Genomic DNA, 23,795 nt, shown 5'->3' with positions numbered 1-23,795 from the left:
GCTTTTCGTGCTCGCATCCAATTCTTCCGCAACACGGGCATCCGCATCATGAGGACATCCAAACTGCTGCTGGCGCTGGGCGCCGCGGCGCTCTCGCTGGCCGGCTCGCTGGCGCAGGCGCAGGTCGTCAAGCTGTCGACCTCGGTAGGCGACATCAAGGTCCAGCTGGACCCTGAGAAAGCGCCCAAGAGCGTCGCCAACTTCCTGGCCTACGTGAAGGCCGGCCACTACAACGGCGTCATCTTCCACCGCGTCATCGACGGCTTCATGATCCAGACCGGCGGCTACACGCGAGATCTGAAGCAGAAGCCGACCAAGGCGCCGATCCCGCTGGAGGCCGGCAACGGCCTGATGAACATCCGTGGCACGATCGCGATGGCGCGTACCGGCGACCCCAATTCCGCGACCTCGCAATTCTTCATCAACGTCGTGGACAACCCCGGCCTGGATCCGGGCTACGCGTCGGACGGCCGCGGCTACGCGGTCTTCGGCTACGTCACCGAAGGCATGGACGTCGTGGACAAGATCCGCGCGGTGAAGACCTCGAAGTCCCCGAAGAACCCGGCCTTCCAGAACCTGCCCGACACCCCCATCCTCATCAACAAGGCCACGGTCGAGAAATTAGGAGTCCCAGCATGAGCAAAAAAGTCGAACTGCACACGAACCACGGTCTGATCACGGTGGAACTGGATGACGTCAAGGCCCCGGGCACCGTGGCCAACTTCCTGAATTACGTCGCCAAGGGCCACTACGACGGCACCATCTTCCACCGCGTCATCAAGGGCTTCATGGCCCAGGGCGGCGGCTTCGAGGTCGGCATGCGTCAGAAGGACACGGACGCCCCGATCCAGAACGAGGCCAACAACGGCCTGAAGAACGACAAGTACACGCTGGCGATGGCGCGTACGAACGCGCCCCATTCGGCCAGCGCGCAGTTCTTCATCAACACCGTGGACAACGACTTCCTGAACTTCAAGAGCGAGTCCCCGTCCGGCTGGGGCTACGCCGTGTTCGGCAAGGTCGTCGGCGGCACGGACGTCGTGGACAAGATCGAGAAGGTCAAGACCGGCCGCTCGGGCTTCCATGACGATGTGCCGGCCGAGCCGGTCATCATCGAGCGCGCCGTCGCGGTCGAGTGATCCCGAGGTCCGCCGCTGAGTTCCCGCTGCCGGGCCCGCTGACGTCGCTGGAGGCGGCGCCGGGCTGGCGGCGGATCGATCTGCTGTCGGACCTGCACCTTTCGCCGGACATGCCGGCGACGCTGGCGCGCCTGCGCCGGCACCTGGCGGTCACGCCCGCCGATGCGGTCTTTCTGCTCGGCGACATCTTCGAGGCCTGGATCGGCGACGACGCTCGCTGGCAGGCCGGCACCTTCGAGCAGGACGCGCTGCAACTGCTGCGCGACGCCGCCAGCGGCCATGGCCGCGCGGACGGCAAGCCGCTCGCGCTCTTCTTCATGCACGGCAACCGCGATTTCGCCCTGGGCGAGCCGATGGCGGCGGATGCCGGCATGCGGCTGCTCGTGGACCCCACGCGCTTGAAGGCCTTCGGCCGCGTCTGGCTGCTGAGCCACGGCGATCAGCTCTGCCTGGGCGACGTCGGGTACCTGCGCGCCCGCGCGGTGGTGCGGCGGCTCGACGTCCTCGCCGCGCTACGCGCGCTCCCGCTTTTCGCGCGCCGGGCGCTGGCCCGGCATCTGCGAGCAAAGAGCCGCATGCATCAAGCCGACCCGTCGACCTGGGCCGACGTCGATGACGACGCCGCGCGATCCTGGCTGCGCGCGTCGGGCTGCGACACGCTGATCCACGGCCACACGCATCGTCCGGCCATGCACGACCTGGGCGACGGTCTGATCCGCGCGGTGCTCTCCGATTGGGACTACGACGGCGCCCACGGTCCCGCGCGCGGCGATGTACTGGTCATTGATGCCGATGGCCTGCATCGCGTCGAGCCGCTGACGCAGGCACCGCCGCCGATGCCGATGCCGATGCCCACGCAGATGCCGCGATGATCGGCGGCCTGCTGCAACGCTGGCGCGAGCACCGCGAGCGCAAGCTGCTCGAGCGCTTCGCCATCTCCGATTCGCTGTGGCAGCTGACGCTCGCCCACTACCCCTTCCTCGCTCGGCGAGACGAGGCCGATCGCGCCGAGCTCCGCCGCCTCTGTTCGCTGTTCCTGGCCTCCAAGGAATTCCATGGCGCGCGCGGCTTGACGGTGACCGACGAGATGGCCGTGGCCATCGCGGCCCAGGCCTGCCTGCCGGTGCTGCGACTGGGGCTGGACTGGTACGACCGCTTCCTCGTGATCCTTGTCCACGAGGGCGAGGTCGTGGCGACGCGTGAAGTCATGGACGAGGACGGCGTGGTCCAGATCTACGAGGAGCCGGTGGTCGGCGAAGCCCCCGGCGCCGGGCCGATGATGCTGGCCTGGAACGAGATCACCCCCGAGGCCGCGCACCGTCTGGAGGGCATGGACCCGGTCTACAACGTCGTGATCCACGAGTTCGCCCACATCTTCACGATGGACGCGCCGGAGGGTACCGAGGGCCTGCCGCCGATCGCGGACAAGGCCTTGCGCGCACGCTGGCAGGCCACCATGGAAGCCGAGTGGGACTGGTTCTGCGACCAGGTCGACGCGGGCGTCCCCACCCTCATCGACCCCTACGGCGAGAGCTCGCTGGAGGAGTTCTACGCCGTCGCCGTCGAGGCCTTTTTCGTCGCGCCGCGCGAGCTGCTCGCGGAGCAGCCGCGGCTGTACCGGCTCTTCGTCGAGTTCTTCAGGCAAGACCCGGCACGCGGCTGAGCGCGACGCCTCGCGCCATCGACACGCGGGCCGCGCTGCGCTCATTCGTCCCGCAGCCGCTCCTTCAGGAAGTCCACGAAGGCCCGGACCTTGGGCGACAAATGCCGGCTGGTCGGCCACAGCGCGTGGAAGCGGCCGGCGGGCTGATCGTCGAGCGCAACCACGCGGCGCAGCCGGCCATCGCGCAGCGGCTCCAGCGCGAGGAAGTCCGGCAGGCACGCGATGCCCAGGCCGGCGAGCGCCGCGCCGCGCACCGCTTCCATGTTGTTGAAGACCAGCGAGCGCCGCAGCCGCGGCTCGGGCGCGGTCTCGGAGAGCGCTGTGGCCGAGGGGTCCAGGTCGCTCGCCGGCACGAGCGGCCAGGTCTGCAGACGCCTCGAGTTGGGAAAGCGAAAGCGGATGCCGTCATGGGCGGCGAGGTTCTCGACATGGCGCGGCTCCCCGCGGCGCGCGAGGTAGTCGGGCGAGGCGCAGAGCAGCAAGCGGTAAGGCCGCAGCGGCAGGCTGACGAAGCGCGAATCGCCCAGGTCGCCGCTGCGGATCGCCAGGTCCACGCCCTCCTCGATCAGATCGACGAGGCGATCGTTGAAGTCGATGTCGAGCTCGATCTCGGGGTAACGGCCGAGGAACTCCGGCAGCAGAGGCAGCAGCAAGTGGTAGGCGACGATGGGCACGCTGATGCGCAGCCGGCCACGCGGCGCGGCGGTCGCATGCGCGATCGTGGCCTTGGCGTCGTCCAGGTCGTCGAGGATGCGCCGGCAGCGCTCGTGGAACTGGCGTCCCTCCTCGGTCAGCGCGAGCTTGCGCGTGCTGCGCTGGAGCAGGCGCACGCCGAGTTCCTGCTCCAGCCGCGTCACCGCCTTGCCCACCGCCGAGGCCGAGATGCCCAGCACCCGCCCCGCCGCGACGAAGCTGCCCAGATCGGCGGTGCGGACGAAAGCCAGCAGGCCGGAGAAACCGGAGGAAGGGTCCATCGCGATTCAAGCATTTGATTCCGTATTGGTCGGAATCCAGCCCTGTTTTTCAATGAATCAGGCCATCGTATCTTCAATCGCTCGATTGCTTTTCACGATGACCTCATGAGCTCTTCCGATTCAAGGACCGCGACGACGACCTTCTTCGATCGCGATGCGGCCAAAGCGGCGGACCGCGAAGCCGGCCGCGACGCTCTCCGCCAACGCCGCGTGCTGGCGACGGTCTGCATGGCCTCGGCCACGATGCCGATGGTCTTCACCGGCGCGGCGGTCGCGCTGGGCGGCATCGCCGACGACCTCGTCGCCTCCCCCGCCGCGCTGGCCTGGGTGACCAACGCCTTCATGCTGGCCTTCGGCGGCTTCATGCTGGCGGCGGGCGCGCTCGCCGATCGCATCGGGCGTCGGCGCGTGTTTCGCGCGGGCGCTTTGCTCTTCCTGATCGCGTCGGCGCTGCTGCCGGTCGCGCAGGCGATGTGGGCCTTCAACGTGTTGCGCGGTCTGCAAGGGCTGGCCGGGGCGGCCATCCTCAGCAGCGGCGCCGCGCTGCTCGCGCAGGAATTCGACGGCCCCGCTCGCACGCGCGCCTTCAGCTGGCTGGGCACGAGCTTCGGCATCGGGCTGGTCCTGGGACCGATTTCCGCGGGCTTCGTGTCGACGGCCTTCGGCTGGCGCGCGATCTTCGTGCTGGTGATGGCGACGATCGCGATCGCCCTGTTCATAGGCGCTGGCGCCATACGGGAGTCGCGGGACGGCCAGGCGAGTCCCTTCGACTGGGCGGGCGCCGCGCTGTTCACGACGGCGCTGTCGGTGCTGACCTGGGCGGTGTTGCATGCGTCGGAACGAGGCTGGTCCGATGCAGGCGTCGTCATCGGCCTGGTCATCTCGCTGATGCTCTTCATCGTCTTCGCCCGGGTCGAGCAGCGCAGTCCCACGCCGATGCTGGACCTCTCGCTGTTCCGGTATCGGCGCTTCATCGGCATTCAGCTGCTGGCCGCCGCGCCGGCCTATGCCTTCGTCGTGCTGCTGGTGATGCTGCCGATTCGATTTGCCGGCATCGAGGGGCTGTCCGCGTCGCTCACCGGGTGGCTGATCGCGGCCTTGTCGGCGCCGCTGCTGGTGCTGCCGCTGGCGGCGGGGCGCGCGACGCGGTGGTGCTCGCCGGCAACGCTGTGCGGCGCGGGGCTGCTGATCGCGGCGGCGGGGCTGTGGTGGTTGTCCTACGCGAAGGGCGGGGTCGAGGCGATCCCGGCGATGGCGCTGATCGGTATCGGGATCAGCGGGCCGTGGGGGCTGATGGACGGGCTCGCGGTGAGCGTGGTGCCGCCGCAGCGGGCGGGGATGGCGGCGGGGATCTTCAGCACGGTGAGGGTCGCGGGAGAAGGCGTGGCGCTGGCGGTCGTGGGGTCGACGTTGACGGCGTTGATCGCGGCACGGCTGCCGGTGGAGATGCAGGCGGCGGCGCCGTTGCTCGCGACCGGGCGGCTGGGCGAGGCGACGGCAGTTCATGCGGCAATGCCGTCCGGGGCGCTGGTGATGGCTTATGAGCAGGCGTTCTCGCAACTGGCGCAAGGACTGGCCCTGGTGACGGTGATGACGGCGGTGGTGCTGTTGGTTCTGTTGCGGGGGGCGGAGGTGGGGGGGGATCACTAGGGACCGAGGATCGGAGGCCCCGAAGACCCTCTCCCCCGCCCTCTCCCGCAAGCGGGCGAGGGAGTAACACACGCGCCCTTGCGAGCGGGCGAGCGCTGTTGCCCCCCTCGCCCGCTTGCGGGAGAGGGCGGGGGAGAGGGTCTTCGCGCTCCTGCGAACTCCCAGGAGCGCTTCTTGCCGCATCGCGCGACCGGTCCGTTCCTGCCGCCGGGCGGGGCCGGGCCTCCCCATCGCAAGAAGAGGAGCACACGCATGGAAGCGGCATCGCTGAAGCTGGGACTGATCGGCAACTGCGCGGTGAGCGCGCTGATCGACGATCGCGCCCGCGTCGTCTGGGCCTGCGCGCCACGCTTCGACGGCGACCCCGTCTTCAACGCGCTCATCGATTCCCCCGAAGGCATCGGCCCGGACGGCACCTTCCAGGTTCTGCTCGAGGACTTCTCCCACAGCGAGCAGGAGTACCTCCACGGCACCGCCGTCCTGCGCACCCGCCTCTACGACCTGCACGGCAACGCGATCGAGATCACCGATTTCATGCCGCGCTTCTTCCTCTACGACCGCCCCTTCCGGCCCGAGATGCTGGTGCGCCGCATCCGCCCGCTGCAAGGCCACCCCCGCATCCGCGTCATCCTCCGACCCGTGGTCCAGTGGGGCTCCGCGCACCCGGCCCGCACGCGCGGCAGCAACCACCTGCGCTTCGTCGGACCCGAGTTCACCGTCCGCCTCACCACCAACGCGCCGCTGACCTACGTCCACGACGAGACGCCCTTCGCGCTGGACATGCCGATGAGCTTCATCTTCGGCCCCGACGAGACGCTGGACCGGTCGGTCGAGGACGCGGCGCGGACGCTCGAGGAGAAGACCGTCGCCTACTGGCGCGACTGGACGCGGCGCCTCGCGATCCCCTTGGAATGGCAGGAAGCGGTGATCCGCGCGGCCATCACGCTCAAGCTCTGCCTGTTCGAGGAAACCGGCGCCATCGTCGCCGCGATGACCACCAGCATCCCCGAGGCGCCGGGCACGCAGCGCAATTGGGACTACCGCTACTGCTGGCTGCGCGACGCCTTCTTCGTGGTGCGCGCGCTCAACAGCCTGTCGGAGACGGGCACCATGGAGGACTACCTGCGCTGGCTGCGCAACGTGGTGGCGCAGTCGCAGGACGGCCATGTCCAGCCGCTCTATGGCATCGGGCTGGAGAGCAAGCTCACCGAGTTCATGGTCCCGCATCTGCGCGGCTATCGAGGGATGGGGCCGGTGCGGGTGGGCAATCAGGCCTACGAGCATTTCCAGCACGACGTGTACGGGAACATCGTGCTGGGCTCGGCGCAGGCTTTCTTCGATCATCGTTTGCATCAGCGCGCGGGCGTGGATGAGTTCGCGCTGCTGGAGCGCGCAGGCGAGCGTGCCTTCGCCATCCACGACCAGCCGGATGCGAGCATGTGGGAGCTGCGCACGCGCTCGCGGGTGCACACCTCGTCGGTGCTGATGAACTGGGCCGCCTGCGATCGGCTGGCCAAGATCGCGCTGCAGCTGAACCTGCCGGAACGCGCGCGCACCTGGCGCGAGCGGGCCGAGCTCATCAAGCAGAAGATCCTGACGAATGCGTGGAGCGAGCAGCGCAAGGCCTTCGTCGAGAGCTTTGGCGGCAAGGACCTGGATGCGAGCGTGCTGCTGATGGCGGAGGTCGGCTTCATCGATCCGCGCGATCCGCGTTTCGTGAGCACGGTGGACGCGCTGGAGGCGACGCTGTGCGACGGGCCTTACATGCGGCGCTACGAGGCGCCGGATGATTTCGGCAAACCGGAGACCTCGTTCAACATCTGCGCGTTCTGGCGGATGGATGCGCTGGCGCGCATCGGGCGGGAGGATCAGGCGCGGGAGATCTTCGAGGCGCTGCTGGCGTCGCGGAATCACCTGGGGTTGCTGTCGGAGGACACGCATCCGGTGACCGGGGAGCTGTGGGGGAACTTCCCCCAGACCTACTCGATGGTGGGGATCATCAATGGGGCGATGCGGCTGTCGAAGCCGTGGGATACGAAGATCTGAAGCGCCGACGCCATGAACGACTGAAGGTGATCAGGCGTCGTCCGGGCTCCATTCGTTGAGCAGGTCGGTGACGGCCTGCATGATGGCCGCCGCCTTCTCCCTCTTCGCCGTGAACTTCTGCATCTTGTCCAGGATCGACCGGATGTTGGTCAGCTCCTGATCGCTGATCGGCTTGAAGATCGCCTGCGAGGACAGATAGGCGTTGAGCATGGCGTCCAGCTTCAGGTAGTCCGCCTTGACGTTGCCCTTCTGGACTTCGATGTAGGCGGACTCCTCCTGATCGGCTTCGGCCGCCCGCGCGATCAACGCGCTGAGCGCGATGTCCAGGGCGCGCTGGGAGTCCAGCAGCGCGAGCAGATAGCGCTCGCCCGCCGTGCTCGCTCGCGGCGCCACGCCGGGCGCCTCCTTCGCGGGGAACGCCAAGGTGGCGAACTGGATCTTCTTGGCCATCATTGAACTCCCTTGTCAGCCGTCGCGGCCGCGGCGTTGCTGTTGGCGGCGGACGCGGCCGCCTCGCTGGCCTTGGCGATCTCCGCCTGCGTGTCCTTGGCGAACTGCAGGTAGAAGGCCGCTTCGTCCTTGGCGCTTTTCGCCTCACCCAGCTTGATGAGCGCGACTGAGGTCTCCGCCAGCTTGGCGGTGTTGGCGTTGACCGCGCTGCGGGCCTTGGCGATCTCTTTCTCCTGCTCCGCTTTACGCGCGGCGCGCTGCTCGTTGGCCGCCGCCAGCGCGTCGGCCTGCGTGTGCACGCGGGTGAAGAGGTCCTTGCGCTTGGCATCGCCGCCGACTTCCCAGACCGCGATCGCGGCGGCGGAGCTGGCTTCGTACTGCATCGCCAGGGCCTCCAGCGCCTGCCGATTGCGCAGGGACGAGACCGCGATCGCATCACGCTGCTTCTGGTAGTTCTCGACGCTGGTGGACACGGACTTGACCAGCAGGCCCACCGTGCGCGTGTCCTTGCGGGTCTCCTCCAGGCTCTGCATGCCGCCGCATCCTGCGAGCAGCACGGTCGCCGCCGTGACCAGCACGGTCAGAGGCAGTGCGGAGGTACCGGGAGTGACGAGGGTTCGCATGTGCTGCCTCACTTGACGCGGACCGCGATGGCGGTGATGCCCAGGGCCTGCCAGAACGCCGCCACGTCCTCGGGCTTGATGCCCGCGGCGTTGAGCTTGACGATTTGATCGAGCGAGGCTCGGAGCACCGTCTGGCTTTGCTTCAGCCCCGCTTCGGAGTCGTCCAAGGCGATCTGCTCCTGGATGTCGATCTCACGATAGGCCGCCTGCTCGGCCGGCATGCGGCCCAGGGTCCAGGCATTGTTGAAGGACAACAGCGCGCCGCCGGCGTGGATCTCGCAGCCCTTGCCGGCCGAGAGGCTTTCATAGAAGGACACGGCCTGATTGCAGCCGCCGTTGCCGCCCTGCGCGCCGGCCAGGTGGCCGCGGGTCTTCTGAAGCTCGGCGAGCTCCGTCGTCAGGGCCGCGTACCGAGCCTTGAGCGCCGCCACCTTGTCGTTCACGCGTCGCAGCCGCGCTTGCGAGTTCGCGATCTGCTGCCGATAGAGCTCGGCCTGCAGCACGATGCCGGCCGTGGGCGGCGCGGGCTTCTCGCTGGCACGGTTGACCAGATTGGCGATGAGATAGGCGCGATGCGCCGGGAGCTCTTTCGCACCCGGATCCTCGCCCAGCAAGGCCTTGATATAGGTTTCGAGAATCGCCTTTCGCTGCTCCAGCGACTCGAGGGTGGCGAGCTCGGAGAAGCCGAGCTTGGCGGCCTTGTCGTTGACGCCGTCCGCCTTCTTGGCCAGTTCGCCGATGGCGTCGAGTTGCTTCTGAAGGGAATCGGCCAGCGCTTGCGCCGCGCCGGCGGTGGGCTTGGCGCGGTCGGCCTCGGCCAGCGCGTCCTGATAGGACTTGGTCGCCGCGGCGATCCTCTCCTTGACTGTCCGCTGCTCGTCGTCCGCGGCGCCGATCCGGGCCAGCGTCAGCGCGAGCTCGCCGCCTTGAAGATGCGCGCTGACACAGGCCTGCTGCTTCGTGAGATCGGTGCATGCGCGGTCGTACGCTTCCACCAGCGCCTTGAATCCGGCGTTGCCGGCCTGGCTCGCCGGCAGCGGCGTCGGCTGCTTGGCGCAGGACAAGGGCACGCTCTCGCCCAGCGTGAGCGCCGCAATCCTCACCTTGTCCGCAAGAAGGAGCGTCCTGGTGTTGGCGAACTCCCGGTCGGTCTGCGCATCGCTCAAGCGAGGATTGCAGTCCTGCGGCAGCGTGACGGTCTTCTCGTCCTTGAGGTAATGGATCCGTTGGTCGACCTCGTTCTTGAGCGCCCCCCAGGTCGTGTCCGGCCTCGTCCCGCCGATCACCCCGGCCAGCATCGCGTCACGCAACGCGAACTGCGAGCGCTTCACCAGCTCCTGCCGTTCCTGCTGCGTCTTGGTGAGCGCCTCTCGCTCGGCATCGAGCGTCTTGCCGAGCGCCGCCTCGTCAAAGGACTTGGAGGCGCTCTGCGCCAGCTTGTCGTCGTCCGGACGATGCAGCAGCGCGCAGCCGGTCATCGCCTGGCTGACCGACAGCGCCACGATCGCCATCCAGGCGCGTCGCACGCCAGCGGCACGACCTGACGCCCATCGCGACGAGGCGGACCTCCGTCCGTCCACGCCATCGCATTCTTGGCACTGCATGCTGCTCCCTTTCTCGTCGAGCTGCGCAGCATGCGCAGGCCGCCTTGGCGCGTCATCCACAGACTTCGGGATGAACAACGTCCCTCCATCCTAGGGATCGACTTCGGTCCGCGGCCCGCGGCCACGCGCGGCGGCGCCCCCTCCGGCAGATCCCGCACCGACCCACGACGCGCCTTGGCACCGGCGCCGCGCATCCCTGCGAGGGCTGCCGGCTGGGCGCCCTGCGCCGCCGGCCTTCCCGCGCGATCACCCATGCGCGCTACGATTCCGTCCTCACGGAGTTGGACATGGTCACGACGATCAAGCGCGAAGAGTTCTGTTTTCTGGTGGTGGACGATTTCTCGACCATGCGCCGCATCATCTCGGGCCTGCTGCGCGAGCTGGGCTTCAAGAAGATCCTGGAGGCCGAGGACGGCAAGGTCGCGCTGCGCATCATCGAAGGCGCCGCCGAGTCCGGCGAGCCGGTGCACTTCGTGCTCAGCGACGTGAACATGCCGGTGATGAACGGCTTCCAGTTCCTGGAGGCCCTGCGCGGCAAACCCGAAAGCGACCCGGTGCGCTCGGTGCCCGTGCTGCTGGTCACCGCCGAAGGCCGCAAGGAGGACATCATCCGCGCCGCCCAACTGGGCGCGTCGGGCTACGTGGTCAAGCCTTTCAACAAGGACACCATCGGCGACAAGATCCACCTCACGCTCAAGAACCGGAACATCCTGGTGGACTGAGCAGGATTGCACGGCCGCGCGCACCCGCGGGCCGCGACGCTTAAGAGGCGACCCGAGGCGGTCGCCTTTTCATTTCCGAAGATCGAATCTCTCCCTGGAACTCGACATGTCTGGCCAAGCAATCACGTCCCCGGAACCCGCCCTCGCCGTGCGACTCTCTCCTGGCGCCCCCGGCGTCGAAGTGCCCGAGGCGCTCATCGCCGCGCTGGGCGACTGGGCCAGGCAAGTCATGGAGAGCGCCTCGGCGCCGCTGCGCGACAGCCTGTCCCGCACCGAGGACGAATTGGCTTCGGCACGGCAGTCGCATCAGCAATCGGAATCCGAGCGCGACGCGCTCAACAGTCAGCTGGCGCAGATCACCGAGCAGCGCGACCAGGCGCTGTCCAAGCTCGCCGAGCGCGAGGCCGCCATCGAGCGCCTGACGGTCGAGCTGCGCCATGCGCGGGACATCGCGTCGGACGCGCTGGTGGGGAAAGCCAAGGATCAGCTGGCGATCGCGGGCAAGGACTCGCAGCTGGCCGACCTGCGCAAGCAGCTGGAACGGCAGGTGGCGACCTCGGCCGCGGAGTCCGACGCGCGGCTCGCGGCGGAGATGGAGCTGGTCGGCGCGACGACGGCGCGGGACAACTTCGCGGCGGAGATCGCGGCGCTGCGGGCGCAGCTGGATGCGGGGCGGGTGAGCGCGGGCACGGCCTGACCCTTCCTTCTGCCTGGCGCCACAATCGCCGCCATGACTGCCCTGTTCCACCGCTCATGGGCGCGCGCCTGCGGGAGAAGCTGGAGGACAAGGCCCGCGAGAACCTGCGGCGCGTGACGCGCTAACGGCGTCTCAGCTCTACCGCCCGCTCAGCCCAAGACAAGAAGCCGGCACGGCATACCCGCCAAGCATGACCCCATAGCGGGGAGAATCCCCCGCCATGCAAGCACCTTCGCCTTCCAACGTCCTCATCGACATGCCCTCGGGCCCCGGCCCGCATCCGGTGCTCGTGCTGGCGCCGGGCGTGAGCTACCACCTGCGGATGCCGCTCATGGCACGCGTCGCCGCCACCCTCCGCGAGCACGGCATCGCGGTCTATCGATTCAACTGGCGCTATCTCGCAGCGGAGCCCAAGGGGCAGCCCTCCGCCGACCTGTCCGTCGAGCTGGCCGAGCTGCAAGCGGTCATCGCGCTCGCACGCAGCGACGCGCGTATCCGCTCGGATGGCATCGTCGTCGCGGGCAAGTCGATGGGGTCAGTGGTTGCCTCTCGCGCCTTCGAAGCCGATGCCTCGCTGGCGGGCGCGGTGTTGCTGACGCCGCTCGTCTCGCAAGTCGAGCCGGGGCGGAGCGACTCGACCTCCACGGCCGAACTCCACTACGGCTCGCTGCAAGCGGAACAACGACCCACGCTGCTCGTCAGCGGCGATCGCGATCCCTATTGCGATACGCGCCAGCTGCATCGATTCGCTGCTTCGTCGACGCCGGCCCTGCGCGTCGCCGTCGTGGGCGGCGATCATGGTTTCGCCATGCCAGGCCTCGAAGGCGAGGCCGCGGAGATCGCCCGGGACCGGTCTCACGAGCTGGTCGCGCGCTTGGTGTCTGACTTCATGTCCAACGCCTTCCGCTGAGCCGCAGCTTGCACCGGTGATTGATCGGTGGATCTGGGTCGGCGGGCGACGCGCTCAACCCGCCAGCAACTGCCTCACCCGATCCCGATGCATGCCTCGCAACGCGGGCAGCAAGGCGCCGACATCCGAGTACTCCGCCCCGGACAGCGAGCCGGCCAGCGCATCTGCCAGCGCACCGGCCTGCGCGGGCGCCAGGCCCGTAGCCGAGCGCGACGCGACCGCATCGAGCTGCTCGCTCAGGCGCTCACGCGCCTTCGCGACCTTGGGCTGGGCCTGCAGCAGTTGACCCAAGGCCTGACGCTGACCCGCCGCATCCTTCAGATCCCAGCGCTGCGGCTGCATCGCCTCGGGCGCGGGCTCCAGCAGCGCGCGCACCGGCTGACCGCTCGGGAAGCGCTTGCCCTCGCCGCGCAGCGTCATGCCGTCGCGCAAGGCAGGCCACTGAGTCTCGGCGACGCTGAACACGATCTCCTGGCCTTGCGTCTGCACCGTCAGCCCGGCCGGCGACAAGGCCTTGGTCAGCGCCTGCAACTGCTGCTGCGTGCCCTCGCCGTCCAGCGTCACCGCGATGGCCACGGACTTGCCACCGCCTTCCTGCGATTGACCGGGGAGCTGCAGCCGCAGCGTCTCGCGACCGCCCTGCTCCAGCACCGACAGATCCAGCCCGCGCAGCTTGAAGCGCTGGCGCGAGCTGCCGTCCTGCGGCGCCGTCTGGAGATCGCCGTCCACGCGCCCGCCCGCATCGCGGCTGCGCTGCGACCACAGCTGGCGCAACTGGTCGACTTGACTGTTGAGCGCCGCCGTGGGCTCCGCTTGCCGCGCCAGCGTGGCGCTCAGACCGCCCTTGAGCTGCTGCATCGACGCCGCCAGGCGGTCGAGGTACTCGAGTCCCTGTTGAAGCCGGCCGACCTGGCCCTGCAGCCCGGGCTCGCGCGACACGGGCGCGGCATCGCCGCCACGCAGCGGCTGCGGTGAGGCCTCGCTCGCGGCGAGCGTCGACGCCCGCGGCGTCGCGACGGCGGGGGCGCTCTCACGCGTCGCCAGTCCAGCCGCCTCGGCACCGCCGGACCAGGCCGCGCGTTGCGCCCCCGGCGACAAGGCGTCGCCCGACGCGTTCAGCAACCCGCGCTGCGCCGGCGCGGCGAGCGCATGGGACGTGGACGTCGAGGAAGTCGGGCCGGAAGTCGCGGGCAGCATCGTGGGCGTGGATCGCGCGGGGCGTTCAGGGAGTCGGGGGGCGGCAGTATCAAGGGGAGCGCAGTTGTCGACGGGCTCAAAGCGCGTCGAACAGGCTCAGCTGGCTGACCTTCGCATAAGCCTTCTGCGTCGCCTGCAGTGCCAGCGTGTAGCTGTTCAGGCGGGTCGAGGCCTCGCCGTAGTCGACTTGCCCGATGTCCAGCGCGCTCTGCTGATTCGCCAGGCTCACCGAGGCGTGATTCGAATCCATCGTCGACAGAATGTTCTGACGGCCGCCGAGCTGGCCGATCTTGCCGGACACCGAGTTCAGCGTCTGGTCCAGGGTGTCCATCATCGCCTGCACGTTGGCATGCGCGCTTTCAGCCGTCACGCCCGGCGCCGCGAGCTGCGTCTGCAGCGCGTTGAGCTGCTGCAGGAAGGTGCCCATGGTCTCCAGCGAGACGTTGGCCGGCACGGTCAGGTTGTCGGCCACCGCGACTTCCTGCGTCTGCGTGTTGCCGAGGAATGCGTAGCTCGCGTCCACCGTCGGTTGATCGCTGGCGGTTCCAGAGAACAGATAGCGGCCCTCGGCGTTCTTGCTGTTGGCCAGGAACAGCAGGCTGTCATGCAGGGTCTTGAGCGAGCCCGACATCGCGTTCAGGTCCGCGCCGGTGTTGCCGCCGTCGGCCGCCCACACCAGCAGATCGCGCGTGCTCTGGAGGTCTTCCTTGATGCTGTCCAGCGTCACCTCGCTGGTCTTGAGCCGGGCCTGCAGCGCGCCGATGTTGTCGCGGTATTGCGCCAGCGAGGCCTCGTCCCGCGACAGCCGCGCCAGGCGCAGCGCGGCGATGCTGTCGTCCGAGGGCACCAGCACCCGCTGCCCCGAGGCCAGCTGCTTCATCGCCTTGGCCACGCCCTCGTTGGCGGCCTGCAGCGCGCTGTTCATCGTGGTGTGGTACTGGGTGCTGGCGATGCGCATGGCGGTCTTTCGCGGTCTGTGGAAGCTGAGGGCGGCGGCTCGGGACGGGTCAATCGATGCGCGGGGCTCAGCCCAGCAACTGCAGCGTGGCGTCGAAGAGCTGGTTCGCGACCGCGACCACCTTCATGTTGGACTGGTACATCTGCTGGTACTGCATCAGGCTGATGGCTTCCTCGTCGCTGTTGACGCCGGAGCTGGACTTCCAGTCCTCCTCCGCCTGATCGCGCACCGTCGTGGCCGTCTTCTGCGAGGCCTGGTTCAGCGCGCTCGCCACGCCCAGCTTGCCCACCAGCTGCGTGAACACGTCGCCGGTGACGGTCTGCTGCGTTCCGACCGCATTGCCGGCAGCGTCGAAGGTCGTCATCGCGATGGTCTTGCCCTGCAGCGCCACCAGCGCCTTGAGGTTGCCGCTGTCGCCGCTGACGGTCGGGCTGCTGGAGAAGGCCAGCTCGCTGGCGGTCAGGCCGGTCATCTTCAGATGGCCGCCGCTGGTGTCGAACAGCGGCTTGCCCGGCGTCGTCGCCGGCGGCGCGTAGCCGGCCGCCAGCTGCGCGTTGAAGGCGTCGCCCAGGCCCAGGGCCAGTTCCTGGATGGAGGTCTGCAAGGGGCCCAGCACCTGCTTCTGCAGATCCGCCAGGCCGCCGAGCTGACCGCCCTGGCCGGCGTCGCTCATCTTGAACGAGGTGCTGGCGAAGTTGACCGTCAGCTGCGACGGGCCGTTGGCCGAGAGCGTGGCGGCGTCGGCGCCGACCACCAGCGGCTGGCCGCCCTTGAGCGAGACGCTCTTGGCGCCGTCGGGCGTGTCCACCACCTGGACGCCGACCAGCGCGGACAGGGCCTTGAGCTTCTCGTCGCGCGCGTCCTGCAGACCCGCGTCGTTGGTGCCGCCGCTGCGGCCCGCGGCGATCTGCTTGTTGAGCAGCGCGATGTCCTGGGTCAGCGCGTTGACCTGGTTGATCACGCCATCGCGCTGCTTGGCGATGGCGGTCTGCTGGTTGGCGAAGAGCTGCTGCAGCGAGTCGAAGCGCTTGACCAGGCCGTCGGCGGCGGTGATGACGGCCTCGCGCAGCGGACCGGATTCGGGCTGGACGCTGGCGGCGTTGAGCGCGGCGAACAACTGGTCGATGCCGTTGTTGATGTTGGCCGTGTCATCGGACATGACCTGCTCGAGCTGGGTCAGGTAGGACTGGCCGGCCTGGTATTGGCCGAGCTGGCTGGTGGCCTGCCACAGCTGCACGTTCTTGAAGCTGTCGGCGAAGCGCAGCAGCGCCGACACCTGCACGCCCGCGCCGCCGGTGGGCGTCTGCATGGAGCCCAGCAGCACGCCGGTGCGGGTGTAGCCGGGCGTCATCGCGTTGGCGACGTTCTGGCTGGTGGCGTTCAGCGCGGCCTGGGCGGCTTGCGCGCCGGTGAGGCCGTTGAGAAGCATGCTCATGGTGGAGGGTCCGGTTGGGTCGGCGCTGAAAGTCAGCTGGAGGCCTGCTCGATGCCAGCCTTAGGCCGAGGTCTTCCCGTTGGAAGGCGACCTGGCGGGGGCGGAACTTAAGGCCGCGTCGGGGGCGGCGGACGCTGTGCGCGCGGCGGGGGCGTTGGCGGCCTGAGGGAGCACCTGCTTGAGCATCAGATCGGCGATGCCGAAGGCGCGCTGCTGGGCGAGCGCGTCGGCGACGAGACCGTCGGCGAGGTCGAGCATGTCCTGGTTGACGCGCTTCTTGTCGGGGCTGTCCTCGTCGGCGAGCGCGCGCGTGCCGGCGCGCATCTGGCTGATCATCTGCTTGAGGAAGAAGGCTTCGAACTTGACGGCGGCGTCGGTGGCCTTGGCCTTGATGGCGGGGTCGACGGCGGGGAGGACGTCGGGGGGGGCGTCGGTGAGCGGCGAGGTCTTTTGAGAGTCGATCGTGTTCATGATGGCTTTGTGTGGGTCTGGGTGTGGGGGTCTTCCTCCCTCAAATCACCTGCAACTCCCCCTCAATAGCCCCCGCCTGATCCAGTGCCTGCAGGATCGCCATCAAATCATCCGGATTCGCCCCAATGCTGTTGACCATATCGACGATCGCCTGCAACGACGTCCCCGCCGGCCACCGGAACATCCTTCCGTCCCCCTGATCCACCTTGAGCTGCGACTGCGGCACCGTCCGCGTCTGCCCCTGGCTGAGCGCATTCGGCTGACTGACCTGCGGCCGCTCGCTGATGATCACCTTCAGCGACCCATGCGACACCGCCGCCGGCCGCACCTTCACGCCATCCGAGATCACCACCGTCCCGGTCCGCGAATTGAAGATCACCCGCGGCAGCGCCTGCCCTGCCTCGATCGACAGCGCCTCCAGCTGCGCCACAAACGCCACCCGCTGCGTCGGCTCCACCGGCGCCCTCACCGCCACGCTGCTCCCATCCCGCGTCGACGCGACGCCCTCGCCGAATCGCCGATTCACCGCATCCACGATCTGCGTCGCGGTCTGGAACCCCGGCCGCTTCAGGTTGAGCACCACATCCGGACGCGTGTCGAAGTCCGTCCCGATCTCCCGCTCGATGGTCGCGCCATTCGGCACCCGCCCCGTCGTCGGCGTGTTCACCGTCACGCTGGAGCCGCTCTGCCCCTGCGCGCTCAATCCGGTGACCACCATGTTCCCTTGCGCCAGCGCATACACCTCGCCATCCGCCGCATGCAGCTCGGTCAGCATCAGCGTCCCTCCACGCAAGCTCTTCGCATCGCCCAGCGAGGACACCGTGATGTCGATCGACTGCCCGCGCCGATAGCCCGCCGGGAAGCTCGCGCTGACCATCACCGCCGCGACGTTGCGCGACTTGGCCTCGGTCTTCTCCGGCAGCTTCACGCCGAATTGCTTGAGCAGGTTGGCCACCGACTGCCCGGCGAATTTCACCTGCGTGCTGTCGCCGCTGCCATTCAGTCCGACCACCAGCCCGTAGCCCAGCAGCTGGTTCTCCCGCACGCCCTCGACATCGACGAGCTGGCGCAGCGACTGCGCCGCGAAGGCGCCGCCGGCGGCGACGCCCAGGCACAAGGCGATCAGCAGTTTCTTCATGACGACGCTCCTCAACTCGGATCTCAGATCGGATTCCACGGGCTGTTGAACCAGCGGCTCAACCATCCCGGCGTGTTCGCGTCGGCCAGTTGCCCGCGTCCGCTGTAGGCGATGCGCGCATTGGCCACGCGCTGCGAGGACACACGGTTCTCGCTGTCCACGTCGGCAGGCCGCACGTAGCCCGCCACGCGCATCAGCTCCTCGCCCTGGTTGAGCGTCAGACTCTTCTCGCCCGAGACGCGCAGCAGCCCGTTGCTCATCACCTCTTGCACGACCACGGTGATCGCGCCCTGCAAGGTGTTCTGCTGCGTGCTGCTGCCGCTGCCGTTGAAATCGCGGTTGCCGCTGATGCCGTAGGCGCGCGACTTCCCGTTCAGATCCAGCCCGAAGTCCGAGCCGCTCTTCTTGCCGCTCTGCGTCGCCGCGCTCTTGCTGGCCTGCGTCGCTTCCTCCAGCACCACCGTCAGCACGTCGCCCGCGCGGAAGGCGCGGGTGTCGGCGATCAGGCTGGCGCTGCGTCCGGCGACGAAGACACCTCCGCCCTGCGGGCGCGGCGTCGGGGCGATGGGCAGCGGCAGCTCGCCCGGATCCGCGCTGGGCAGCGCCGGCGGGGCGATCGCGGCGCAGCCCGACAGCGTGGCCAGCGCGATGAACGCGGCGACGCCGGCGAGCGCCGACGAGACACGAGGAAGAGCGACGCGCTTCATGACGGCTCCGATCAGCGCGCGGCTTGCGCCAGCGTCTGCAGCATGTTGTCGGCGGCGGACAGCACCTTGGTGTTCATCTCATAGGTGCGCTGCGCCGCGATCATGTCGACCATCTCCTCGACGACCTGCACGTTCGATCCCTCCAGCGCCCCCTGCTTGAGCTTGCCCAGGCCGTTCTCGCCGGGAATGCCTTCGGTCGGCGCGCCGCTGGCGCCGGTCTCCTGGAACAGGTTGTCGCCCAGCGCCAGCAGGCCGGCCGGATTGACGAACTGCGTCAGGCGCAGCTGGCCGATCTCCTGCGGCGTCGCGCTGGTGGACAGCGTGGCGGTGACAATGCCGTTCTCGCCGATGGTGATCCCGGTGGCGCCGGCGGGGATGGTGATCTCCGGTTGGATGCGCTGGCCCTGCGCCGTCACCAGGCGGCCCTCGGGGCTGGTCTGCAGCTGGCCGGCGCGGGTGTAAGCCGGCCGGTTGTTGGGGCCCTCAACCTGCAGGAAGCCGTTGCCCACGATGGCCACATCCAGGTTCTGGCCGGTGGTCTGCAGACTGCCGCCGGTGAAGACCTTCTGCGTGCCCACCATGCGCGTGCCGTTGCCCAGCTGCACGCCGGTCGGCGCGGCCGTGCCGTCCTCGGCCTGTGCGCCCGGTTGACGCTCGACCTGATAGAACAGGTCCTCGAACATCACGCGGTCGCGCTTGAAGCCGACCGTGTTGACGTTGGCCAGGTTGTTGGCGATGGCCTGCAGTTTCGCGTCCTGCGCCTGCACGCCGGTCTTGCTGATCCACATTGCGGGGTTCATCGATCGCTCCTTGCTGGAAATCGGATTCGGATTCGGATTCGGATTCGGTTTCGGTTGTCGTGTCGCCGGCCGTGTCGCTCGTGGGTCGGCGGCGGGCGCGTCACTCGCGCACCAGGCGGTTGCCGGTCTCGGCCATGCTGTCGGCCGACTTGAAGAGCCGCATCTGCAGTTCGAAGTCGCGCGCCAGGTTCATCGTCGCGACCATCTCCTCGACGGCCGAGACATTGCTCGCCTCCAGCTTGCCGGCGGCGACCTTGACGGTCGCGTCGGCCTGCGGCGTGCTGCCGTCGCGCGTGACCAGCAGGCCGGCCTCGTTCTTGGTCATCTGCGAGAACTGCGGCTTGATCAGCTTGAGCCGATCCACCGCCTGCAGCTCCGTGTTGCCCGCGGTCAGGATGCTGACGGTTCCGTCCTCCAGCACCTGCAGCTTGTCGTTGGGCGGGATCACGATGGGACCGCCCTCGCCCAGTACCACATGCCGGCCCAGCTTGAGCGTGCCGTCCGCGTCGACGGTGAAGTTGCCGCCGCGGGTGTAGGCCTCCTGCCCGTCCGCGCCGTCCTGCGCGACGGCGAACAGGCCGTCGCCCTGGATGGCCAGGTCCAGCTCGCGGCCGGTGTCGCGCTGGCTGCCGGCGCGGGCGCTGATGACGTCCGAGCGCTCCTGCGCCAGATGGCGCGCGTCGTAGCCGTAGCCCTGCACCTGCGCGGCCGAGGCCTGCTCCAGGTTGGCGCGGAAGCCCGCCGTCTCCAGGTTGGCCAGGTTGTTGGCATGCACGGCCTGCGCGCGCTGGATGCGCTCGGCGCCGCTCATGACGGTGTAGATCAGGGCGTCCATCGTCGTGATCCGTTCTGAGGGTCAGGTCTTGAGGTCTGAAGCCTCGAGGGCTTCCATACGAAGGCGGGTCGACGCGGCCTCAGACGGCCTGCATCAGCGCCTGCATCATTTCGTTCTCGGTCGAGATGAGCTTGGTGTTGGCCTGGTAGTTGCGCTGCGCGCCCATCAAGCTGACCAGCTCGCCGGTGATGTCGACGTTGGACTGCTCCAGCGCGCCGGCCGACAGCTTGGCCGCGGTGCCCGCGCCCGGACGCGAGTACAGCGCCACGCCGCTGTCGCCGGTGGTCGTCCAGCTGGTGTCGCTGATGGCCTTCAGGCCCGACTCGTTGGCGAAGGTGGCCAGGGCCAGCGTCCCCACGGTCTGCTTCTCGCCGTTGCTGTAGGTCGCGATCAGCGAGCCGTCCTCCGACAGGCTGGTGCCCGTCAGCGTGCCGGCGGCGTAGCCGTTGGTCTCGTTGGTGCGGGTGGTCGTGTCGCCGGCGAACTGCGTCAGGCCGGTGTAGTCCACCGTCATCGCGATCGGCGCCGCGCCGTTGGCCGGCGTGGCGTTGATGCTCACCGCCGGCACCGCCGTCAGCTGTCCCTGGGCATCGAAGTTGAAGGTCGTGCCCACGCCGGTCGGGGCCGCGCCGTCGAAGCTGTAATAGGCGTTGACCGTGTTGGTGCCCGTCTTCACGAAGTACTGCGTGACGCTGTGCTTGGTGCCCAGCGAGTCATAGACGGTGGAGGTGACCGAGCTGTTGAAGCTGCGCGGCTCGTCCTTGTCGAAGGTGGCCACGGCCGGCACGGTCCAGTCGGCGCTGAGGTTGCCGTTGAAGCTCAGCTTGTCGCTGGACTGGGCCGGGATCTGGCCGGTGGAGACGCGCAGGTCGCCCAGCGCGCCCAGACCGCCGCCCTGCACCGGACGGCCGTTGGCGTCCAGCACCGCCGCATAGCCCTGCGCCTTGCGGCCCAGGCTGTCGACGACGTAGCCGTCCTTGTCCACGTTGAACAGGCCCACGCGGGTGAAGACGGTCTGACCGGCGGGATCGCGCACCGCGAAGAAGCCGCGACCCTGGATCATCGCGTCCATGCCGCGCCCGGTGTTGAACAGGCCTCCGCCGTTCTCGATGCTCTGTGTGGTGGAGCTCACCTCGACGCCGGTCGGGTGGCTGTCCGCATACATCGCCGAGAAGTTGCTGCGGCTGGACTTGTAGCCGTAGGTGCCGGAGTTGGCGATGTTGTTGCTGATGGTCTCCAGGCTGGCGTTGACCGCGTTGATGCCCGAACGTGCGATTTCGAAACTCATTGGGGGCCTCCGAAGGCGTTGGAATCTGGGGAATGAAGGAGATGCGGGACGGGGTCGGCGACGGCGCCGATCAGGACGCGGCGCGTCCCTTGAACTGCGTGATGGACTGGCTGGACACCTCGCCCAGACCCGCCAGCTGCAGCATCACGTTGCCGTCGGCGGACAGACGCACGCCGTCCAGGCGGGCGACGGCCTCGACCGAGACCGCGCGCTTGTCGCCGGCTTCGAACTTGAGCGTGTACTGGCCGTCGGCCAGACCCAGCTTGGCGGGATCGAGCGTGTAGCTCTGCTCGCCCTTGCCCTGCGCGCCCAGGTCGATGCGCTGCTCGCGCCCGTCGCTGCCGGTGACGACCAGCGTGTTGGACGGGCTGCTCGAATCCAGCGTGTAGCGCAGCTCGACGGGCGAGCCGGACAACTGCACCTGCGACACCGCGGCCTGCAGCGTCGAGCCGACCTGCGCCCCCAGCGTCATCAGCTGCAGGCTGGCCAACATGCTGGTGTTGGTCGTCCCTTGAGACGTCAGCTTCTGCATAGACTCGACCTGGCTGAGCTGCGTCAGCTGGCTCACGAACTGCGACGGGTCCTGCGGCGAGAGCGGATCCTGGTTTTTGATCTGGGCCACCAGCAGCGTGGTGAACAGGCTGCTCAGGCTGCCGTTTGAGGCGATGCTGTCGCTGCTGGTGCTGCTGCTCGAGCCGGTGTTGTTGTTGACGGTGGTGGTCATGGCGGGGTCCTTGGCGAGGGGCGCGGGGGCGTCGATGGAATCAGGATTCGCCCAGGCGCAGCAGGGACTGCTGCATGGACTTCACGCGGGAGAGCACCTCGACGTTGGTCTCGAAGGCGCGCGAGGCCGACAACATGTCGGTCATCTCGGCCACCGGATTGACGTTGGGGTAATAGACCTCGCCGTTCTCGTTGGCCAGCGGGTTCTCGGGCTCGTAGGCCTTGCGCAGCGGCTCTTGGCTCTCGACCACGTCCAGCACCTGCACGCGCGCGCCGGCGAGCTGCTGCTCGCCCAGGCCCTCGCGCGCGGCCAGCGCGGCGAAGACCGGCTTGCGGGCGTGATAGGTCGCTTGCTCGCTGCCCGACGCGGACTGCGCGTTGGCCAGGTTGCTGGCGATGGTGTTCAGGCGCACGGTCTGCGCGGACATCGCCGAGCCGGCGATCTGGCTGATCTGCTTGAAGGACATGGGGATCGCTCCTGTTGCCGCGGGGCGTTATTGACCGGCGATGGCCTTGGCCACGCCCTTGAGCTTCATGGTCACGAAGGTCAGACTGGTCTGGAAATCGAGCGCGTTCTGCGCGAAGGCGGCCTGCTCCACGCCCAGCTCGACGGTGTTGCCGTCCTGCGAGGGGTGATAGGGGACGCGATACAGCGTGTCCTCGGCGCCGGTGTCCAGCGCGAGTCCGCCGCCGAAGCCGTCGCCGGAACCACCGCCCGACGCGTCATCGCCGAGTGCGGACCGCAGCGACGCGGCAAAATCCACATCCCGCGCCTGGTATCCCGGCGTGCTGACGTTGGCGATGTTGGAGGCCAGGACCTTGGTGCGCTCCGCGCGCAGACGCAGCGCGTCGTCATGCACGCCGGCCGCCTTGCTGAAATCTATGCTCATGCGCGACTCCCTTTCTTGCTTCGTTTCCGAATCCCTTGACTCGCTGCGGTCCGCTGTCGCGGCCTCAGCCCGTGATCTGGCGATGGGCCTGACGACCCGCCCGGCGATCGGCTGGGCGGTCGTGGCGATGGGCCTGACCGCCTGCCTGCCCTTGTCCGCCAATGCAGCCCCGGCGGCCGCCCCGCGCGGCGGCGACGCGCTGGAGGCGCAGGTGATGGAGGCGGCCCGCGCCACGCTGCTGGATCAGGCCCGGCAGAGCGGTCTGATCGCGCCCGAGGTCCAGCTCACCCAGCCCGCCCCACGAGTTCGCCCGCCCTGCCCGGCCGGCTGGGACGTCGCGATGCAGGACAGTCGCAGCCTGCTGCGCCTGCGCCTGGTCGCGCGCTGCGCCGACGACGCCGCCCGCGTGCCGCCGCAGGACTTCCTGCTGCGCGCCGCGCTCAGCGCCGAGGTGCTGGTCGTCGCGCAGTCCGTGGCCAGCGGTCAGCCGGTCAACGACGACGCGCTGCAGTTGCAGCGCCGCGACATCAGCCAGACGCCCGACGCGCTGTCCACGCTGGAACCCGGTCAGGCCGCCCGCAGCACCTTGCGCGTCGGTCAGGTCTTGCAGAAGCGCTTGCTGGCCGCGGCCATCGTGGTCAAGCGCGGTGACGCGGTGCGCATCCAGGCTTCGCGCGGCGGCGTCAGCGTCGAAGGCGCGGGCGAGGCGCTGGACAGCGGCGCGCGTCAGGCGGTGATCCGCGTGCGCAACAGCGCCAGCGGCCGCGTGATCCAGGCACGCGTGCTCGAGCCCGGACTCGTGGAGCCCGCCGAGCTGCGCTGAGCTCAGGGGCAGAAGCTCGCTCATCGGCGCGCTCATCGGCGCGCTCATGGAC

General features: G+C 68.7%; 26 protein-coding genes. 10 read left to right on the top strand and 16 right to left on the bottom strand.

Going from position 1 to position 23,795, the window contains the following annotated elements:
• The first annotated feature begins 48 nt into the window (after positions 1-48).
• The 4 genes from ABDW59_RS11795 to ABDW59_RS11780 are packed head-to-tail and all read left to right on the top strand — an operon-like array spanning position 49 to position 2,802.
• Entirely contained in the window at positions 49-639 is a 591-nt protein-coding gene (locus ABDW59_RS11795; RefSeq protein WP_343629991.1) for a peptidylprolyl isomerase, read from the top strand.
• Complete coding sequence (locus ABDW59_RS11790) at positions 636-1,139, top strand: peptidylprolyl isomerase (RefSeq protein ID WP_343629990.1); 504 nt, start codon at positions 636-638, stop codon at positions 1,137-1,139. Before ABDW59_RS11795 ends, ABDW59_RS11790 begins: the two co-directional genes overlap by 4 nt.
• The gene (locus ABDW59_RS11785) at positions 1,136-2,011 is read left to right on the top strand and encodes a UDP-2,3-diacylglucosamine diphosphatase (RefSeq protein ID WP_343629989.1); all 876 of its coding nucleotides are present in this window, start codon (positions 1,136-1,138) and stop codon (positions 2,009-2,011) included. The genes ABDW59_RS11790 and ABDW59_RS11785 overlap by 4 nt, the downstream gene beginning before the upstream one ends.
• Entirely contained in the window at positions 2,008-2,802 is a 795-nt protein-coding gene (locus ABDW59_RS11780) for a M90 family metallopeptidase (RefSeq protein ID WP_343629988.1), read from the top strand. The genes ABDW59_RS11785 and ABDW59_RS11780 overlap by 4 nt, the downstream gene beginning before the upstream one ends.
• A gap of 41 nt (positions 2,803-2,843) precedes the next feature.
• On the opposite strand, the gene ABDW59_RS11775 is transcribed toward ABDW59_RS11780, so the two are convergent.
• Positions 2,844-3,776: a LysR family transcriptional regulator gene (locus ABDW59_RS11775; RefSeq protein ID WP_343629987.1), complete on the bottom strand. Its 933-nt coding sequence runs from the start codon at positions 3,774-3,776 to the stop codon at positions 2,844-2,846.
• A 105-nt stretch (positions 3,777-3,881) separates the two neighbouring features.
• Here ABDW59_RS11775 and ABDW59_RS11770 point away from each other — a divergent pair, with 105 nt between their 5' ends.
• A complete protein-coding gene (locus ABDW59_RS11770) occupies positions 3,882-5,426 on the top strand; it encodes an MFS transporter (protein WP_343629986.1) in 1,545 nt (514 codons plus the stop codon).
• Positions 5,427-5,678: 252 nt separating this feature from the next.
• Positions 5,679-7,472, top strand: a complete 1,794-nt coding sequence (locus ABDW59_RS11765) for a glycoside hydrolase family 15 protein (protein ID WP_343629985.1) — start codon at positions 5,679-5,681, stop codon at positions 7,470-7,472.
• A 30-nt stretch (positions 7,473-7,502) separates the two neighbouring features.
• On the opposite strand, the gene ABDW59_RS11760 is transcribed toward ABDW59_RS11765, so the two are convergent.
• Genes ABDW59_RS11760 through ABDW59_RS11750 form a run of 3 tightly spaced genes read right to left on the bottom strand, consistent with a single transcriptional unit; the run spans position 7,503 to position 10,071 of the window.
• Complete coding sequence (locus tag ABDW59_RS11760) at positions 7,503-7,922, bottom strand: hypothetical protein (protein ID WP_343629984.1); 420 nt, start codon at positions 7,920-7,922, stop codon at positions 7,503-7,505.
• Positions 7,922-8,545, bottom strand: a complete 624-nt coding sequence (locus tag ABDW59_RS11755) for a hypothetical protein (protein WP_343629983.1) — start codon at positions 8,543-8,545, stop codon at positions 7,922-7,924. Before ABDW59_RS11755 ends, ABDW59_RS11760 begins: the two co-directional genes overlap by 1 nt.
• Before the next feature lie 8 nt (positions 8,546-8,553).
• Positions 8,554-10,071: a hypothetical protein gene (locus ABDW59_RS11750; protein WP_343629982.1), complete on the bottom strand. Its 1,518-nt coding sequence runs from the start codon at positions 10,069-10,071 to the stop codon at positions 8,554-8,556.
• 365 nt (positions 10,072-10,436) lie between these two features.
• Here ABDW59_RS11750 and ABDW59_RS11745 point away from each other — a divergent pair, with 365 nt between their 5' ends.
• The 3 genes from ABDW59_RS11745 (at position 10,437) to ABDW59_RS11735 (ending at position 12,478) form a co-directional block, all read left to right on the top strand.
• The gene (locus ABDW59_RS11745; protein ID WP_343629980.1) at positions 10,437-10,871 is read left to right on the top strand and encodes a response regulator; all 435 of its coding nucleotides are present in this window, start codon (positions 10,437-10,439) and stop codon (positions 10,869-10,871) included.
• A 106-nt stretch (positions 10,872-10,977) separates the two neighbouring features.
• Entirely contained in the window at positions 10,978-11,568 is a 591-nt protein-coding gene (locus ABDW59_RS11740; protein ID WP_343629978.1) for a hypothetical protein, read from the top strand.
• 256 nt (positions 11,569-11,824) lie between these two features.
• Positions 11,825-12,478, top strand: coding sequence for an alpha/beta family hydrolase (locus ABDW59_RS11735; RefSeq protein ID WP_343629977.1), 654 nt, complete (start codon positions 11,825-11,827; stop codon positions 12,476-12,478).
• A 54-nt stretch (positions 12,479-12,532) separates the two neighbouring features.
• On the opposite strand, the gene ABDW59_RS11730 is transcribed toward ABDW59_RS11735, so the two are convergent.
• From ABDW59_RS11730 to flgB, 12 genes are all read right to left on the bottom strand, one after another.
• Positions 12,533-13,675, bottom strand: a complete 1,143-nt coding sequence (locus ABDW59_RS11730; protein WP_343629976.1) for a hypothetical protein — start codon at positions 13,673-13,675, stop codon at positions 12,533-12,535.
• A 76-nt stretch (positions 13,676-13,751) separates the two neighbouring features.
• Positions 13,752-14,633, bottom strand: coding sequence for a flagellar hook-associated protein FlgL (gene flgL, locus ABDW59_RS11725; RefSeq protein WP_343629975.1), 882 nt, complete (start codon positions 14,631-14,633; stop codon positions 13,752-13,754).
• Between the two features lie 67 nt (positions 14,634-14,700).
• Entirely contained in the window at positions 14,701-16,068 is a 1,368-nt protein-coding gene (gene flgK, locus ABDW59_RS11720; protein WP_343629974.1) for a flagellar hook-associated protein FlgK, read from the bottom strand.
• Positions 16,069-16,128: 60 nt separating this feature from the next.
• The gene (locus ABDW59_RS11715) at positions 16,129-16,539 is read right to left on the bottom strand and encodes a flagellar biosynthesis protein FlgJ (RefSeq protein ID WP_343629973.1); all 411 of its coding nucleotides are present in this window, start codon (positions 16,537-16,539) and stop codon (positions 16,129-16,131) included.
• Positions 16,540-16,579: 40 nt separating this feature from the next.
• Complete coding sequence (locus tag ABDW59_RS11710) at positions 16,580-17,677, bottom strand: flagellar basal body P-ring protein FlgI (protein WP_343629971.1); 1,098 nt, start codon at positions 17,675-17,677, stop codon at positions 16,580-16,582.
• Positions 17,678-17,700: 23 nt separating this feature from the next.
• Positions 17,701-18,384, bottom strand: coding sequence for a flagellar basal body L-ring protein FlgH (gene flgH, locus ABDW59_RS11705; RefSeq protein WP_343629969.1), 684 nt, complete (start codon positions 18,382-18,384; stop codon positions 17,701-17,703).
• Positions 18,385-18,395: 11 nt separating this feature from the next.
• Positions 18,396-19,184 (bottom strand): flagellar basal-body rod protein FlgG, encoded by a 789-nt coding sequence (gene flgG / locus ABDW59_RS11700; RefSeq protein ID WP_343629968.1) that lies wholly within the window; start codon positions 19,182-19,184, stop codon positions 18,396-18,398.
• Positions 19,185-19,284: 100 nt separating this feature from the next.
• A complete protein-coding gene (gene flgF, locus ABDW59_RS11695) occupies positions 19,285-20,019 on the bottom strand; it encodes a flagellar basal body rod protein FlgF (protein ID WP_343629967.1) in 735 nt (244 codons plus the stop codon).
• A 79-nt stretch (positions 20,020-20,098) separates the two neighbouring features.
• Positions 20,099-21,307: a flagellar hook-basal body complex protein gene (locus tag ABDW59_RS11690; protein WP_343629966.1), complete on the bottom strand. Its 1,209-nt coding sequence runs from the start codon at positions 21,305-21,307 to the stop codon at positions 20,099-20,101.
• 70 nt (positions 21,308-21,377) lie between these two features.
• Positions 21,378-22,031: a flagellar hook capping FlgD N-terminal domain-containing protein gene (locus tag ABDW59_RS11685; protein WP_343629965.1), complete on the bottom strand. Its 654-nt coding sequence runs from the start codon at positions 22,029-22,031 to the stop codon at positions 21,378-21,380.
• A gap of 40 nt (positions 22,032-22,071) precedes the next feature.
• On the bottom strand, positions 22,072-22,497 hold the full coding sequence (gene flgC, locus ABDW59_RS11680; protein ID WP_343629964.1) for a flagellar basal body rod protein FlgC: 426 nt from the start codon (positions 22,495-22,497) through the stop codon (positions 22,072-22,074).
• A gap of 27 nt (positions 22,498-22,524) precedes the next feature.
• Entirely contained in the window at positions 22,525-22,920 is a 396-nt protein-coding gene (gene flgB, locus ABDW59_RS11675) for a flagellar basal body rod protein FlgB (RefSeq protein WP_343629963.1), read from the bottom strand.
• An 82-nt stretch (positions 22,921-23,002) separates the two neighbouring features.
• On the opposite strand from flgB, the gene flgA reads away from it, so the two are divergent.
• A complete protein-coding gene (gene flgA / locus ABDW59_RS11670; protein ID WP_343629962.1) occupies positions 23,003-23,743 on the top strand; it encodes a flagellar basal body P-ring formation chaperone FlgA in 741 nt (246 codons plus the stop codon).
• Positions 23,744-23,795 lie beyond the last annotated feature (52 nt).

The sequence above is a fragment of the Roseateles sp. genome, assembly GCF_039595295.1.
GTDB lineage: Bacteria > Pseudomonadota > Gammaproteobacteria > Burkholderiales > Burkholderiaceae_C > Roseateles.
The sequence above is the reverse complement of the archived record's forward strand: the minus strand, read 5'-3'. Positions and strand labels throughout refer to the sequence as shown.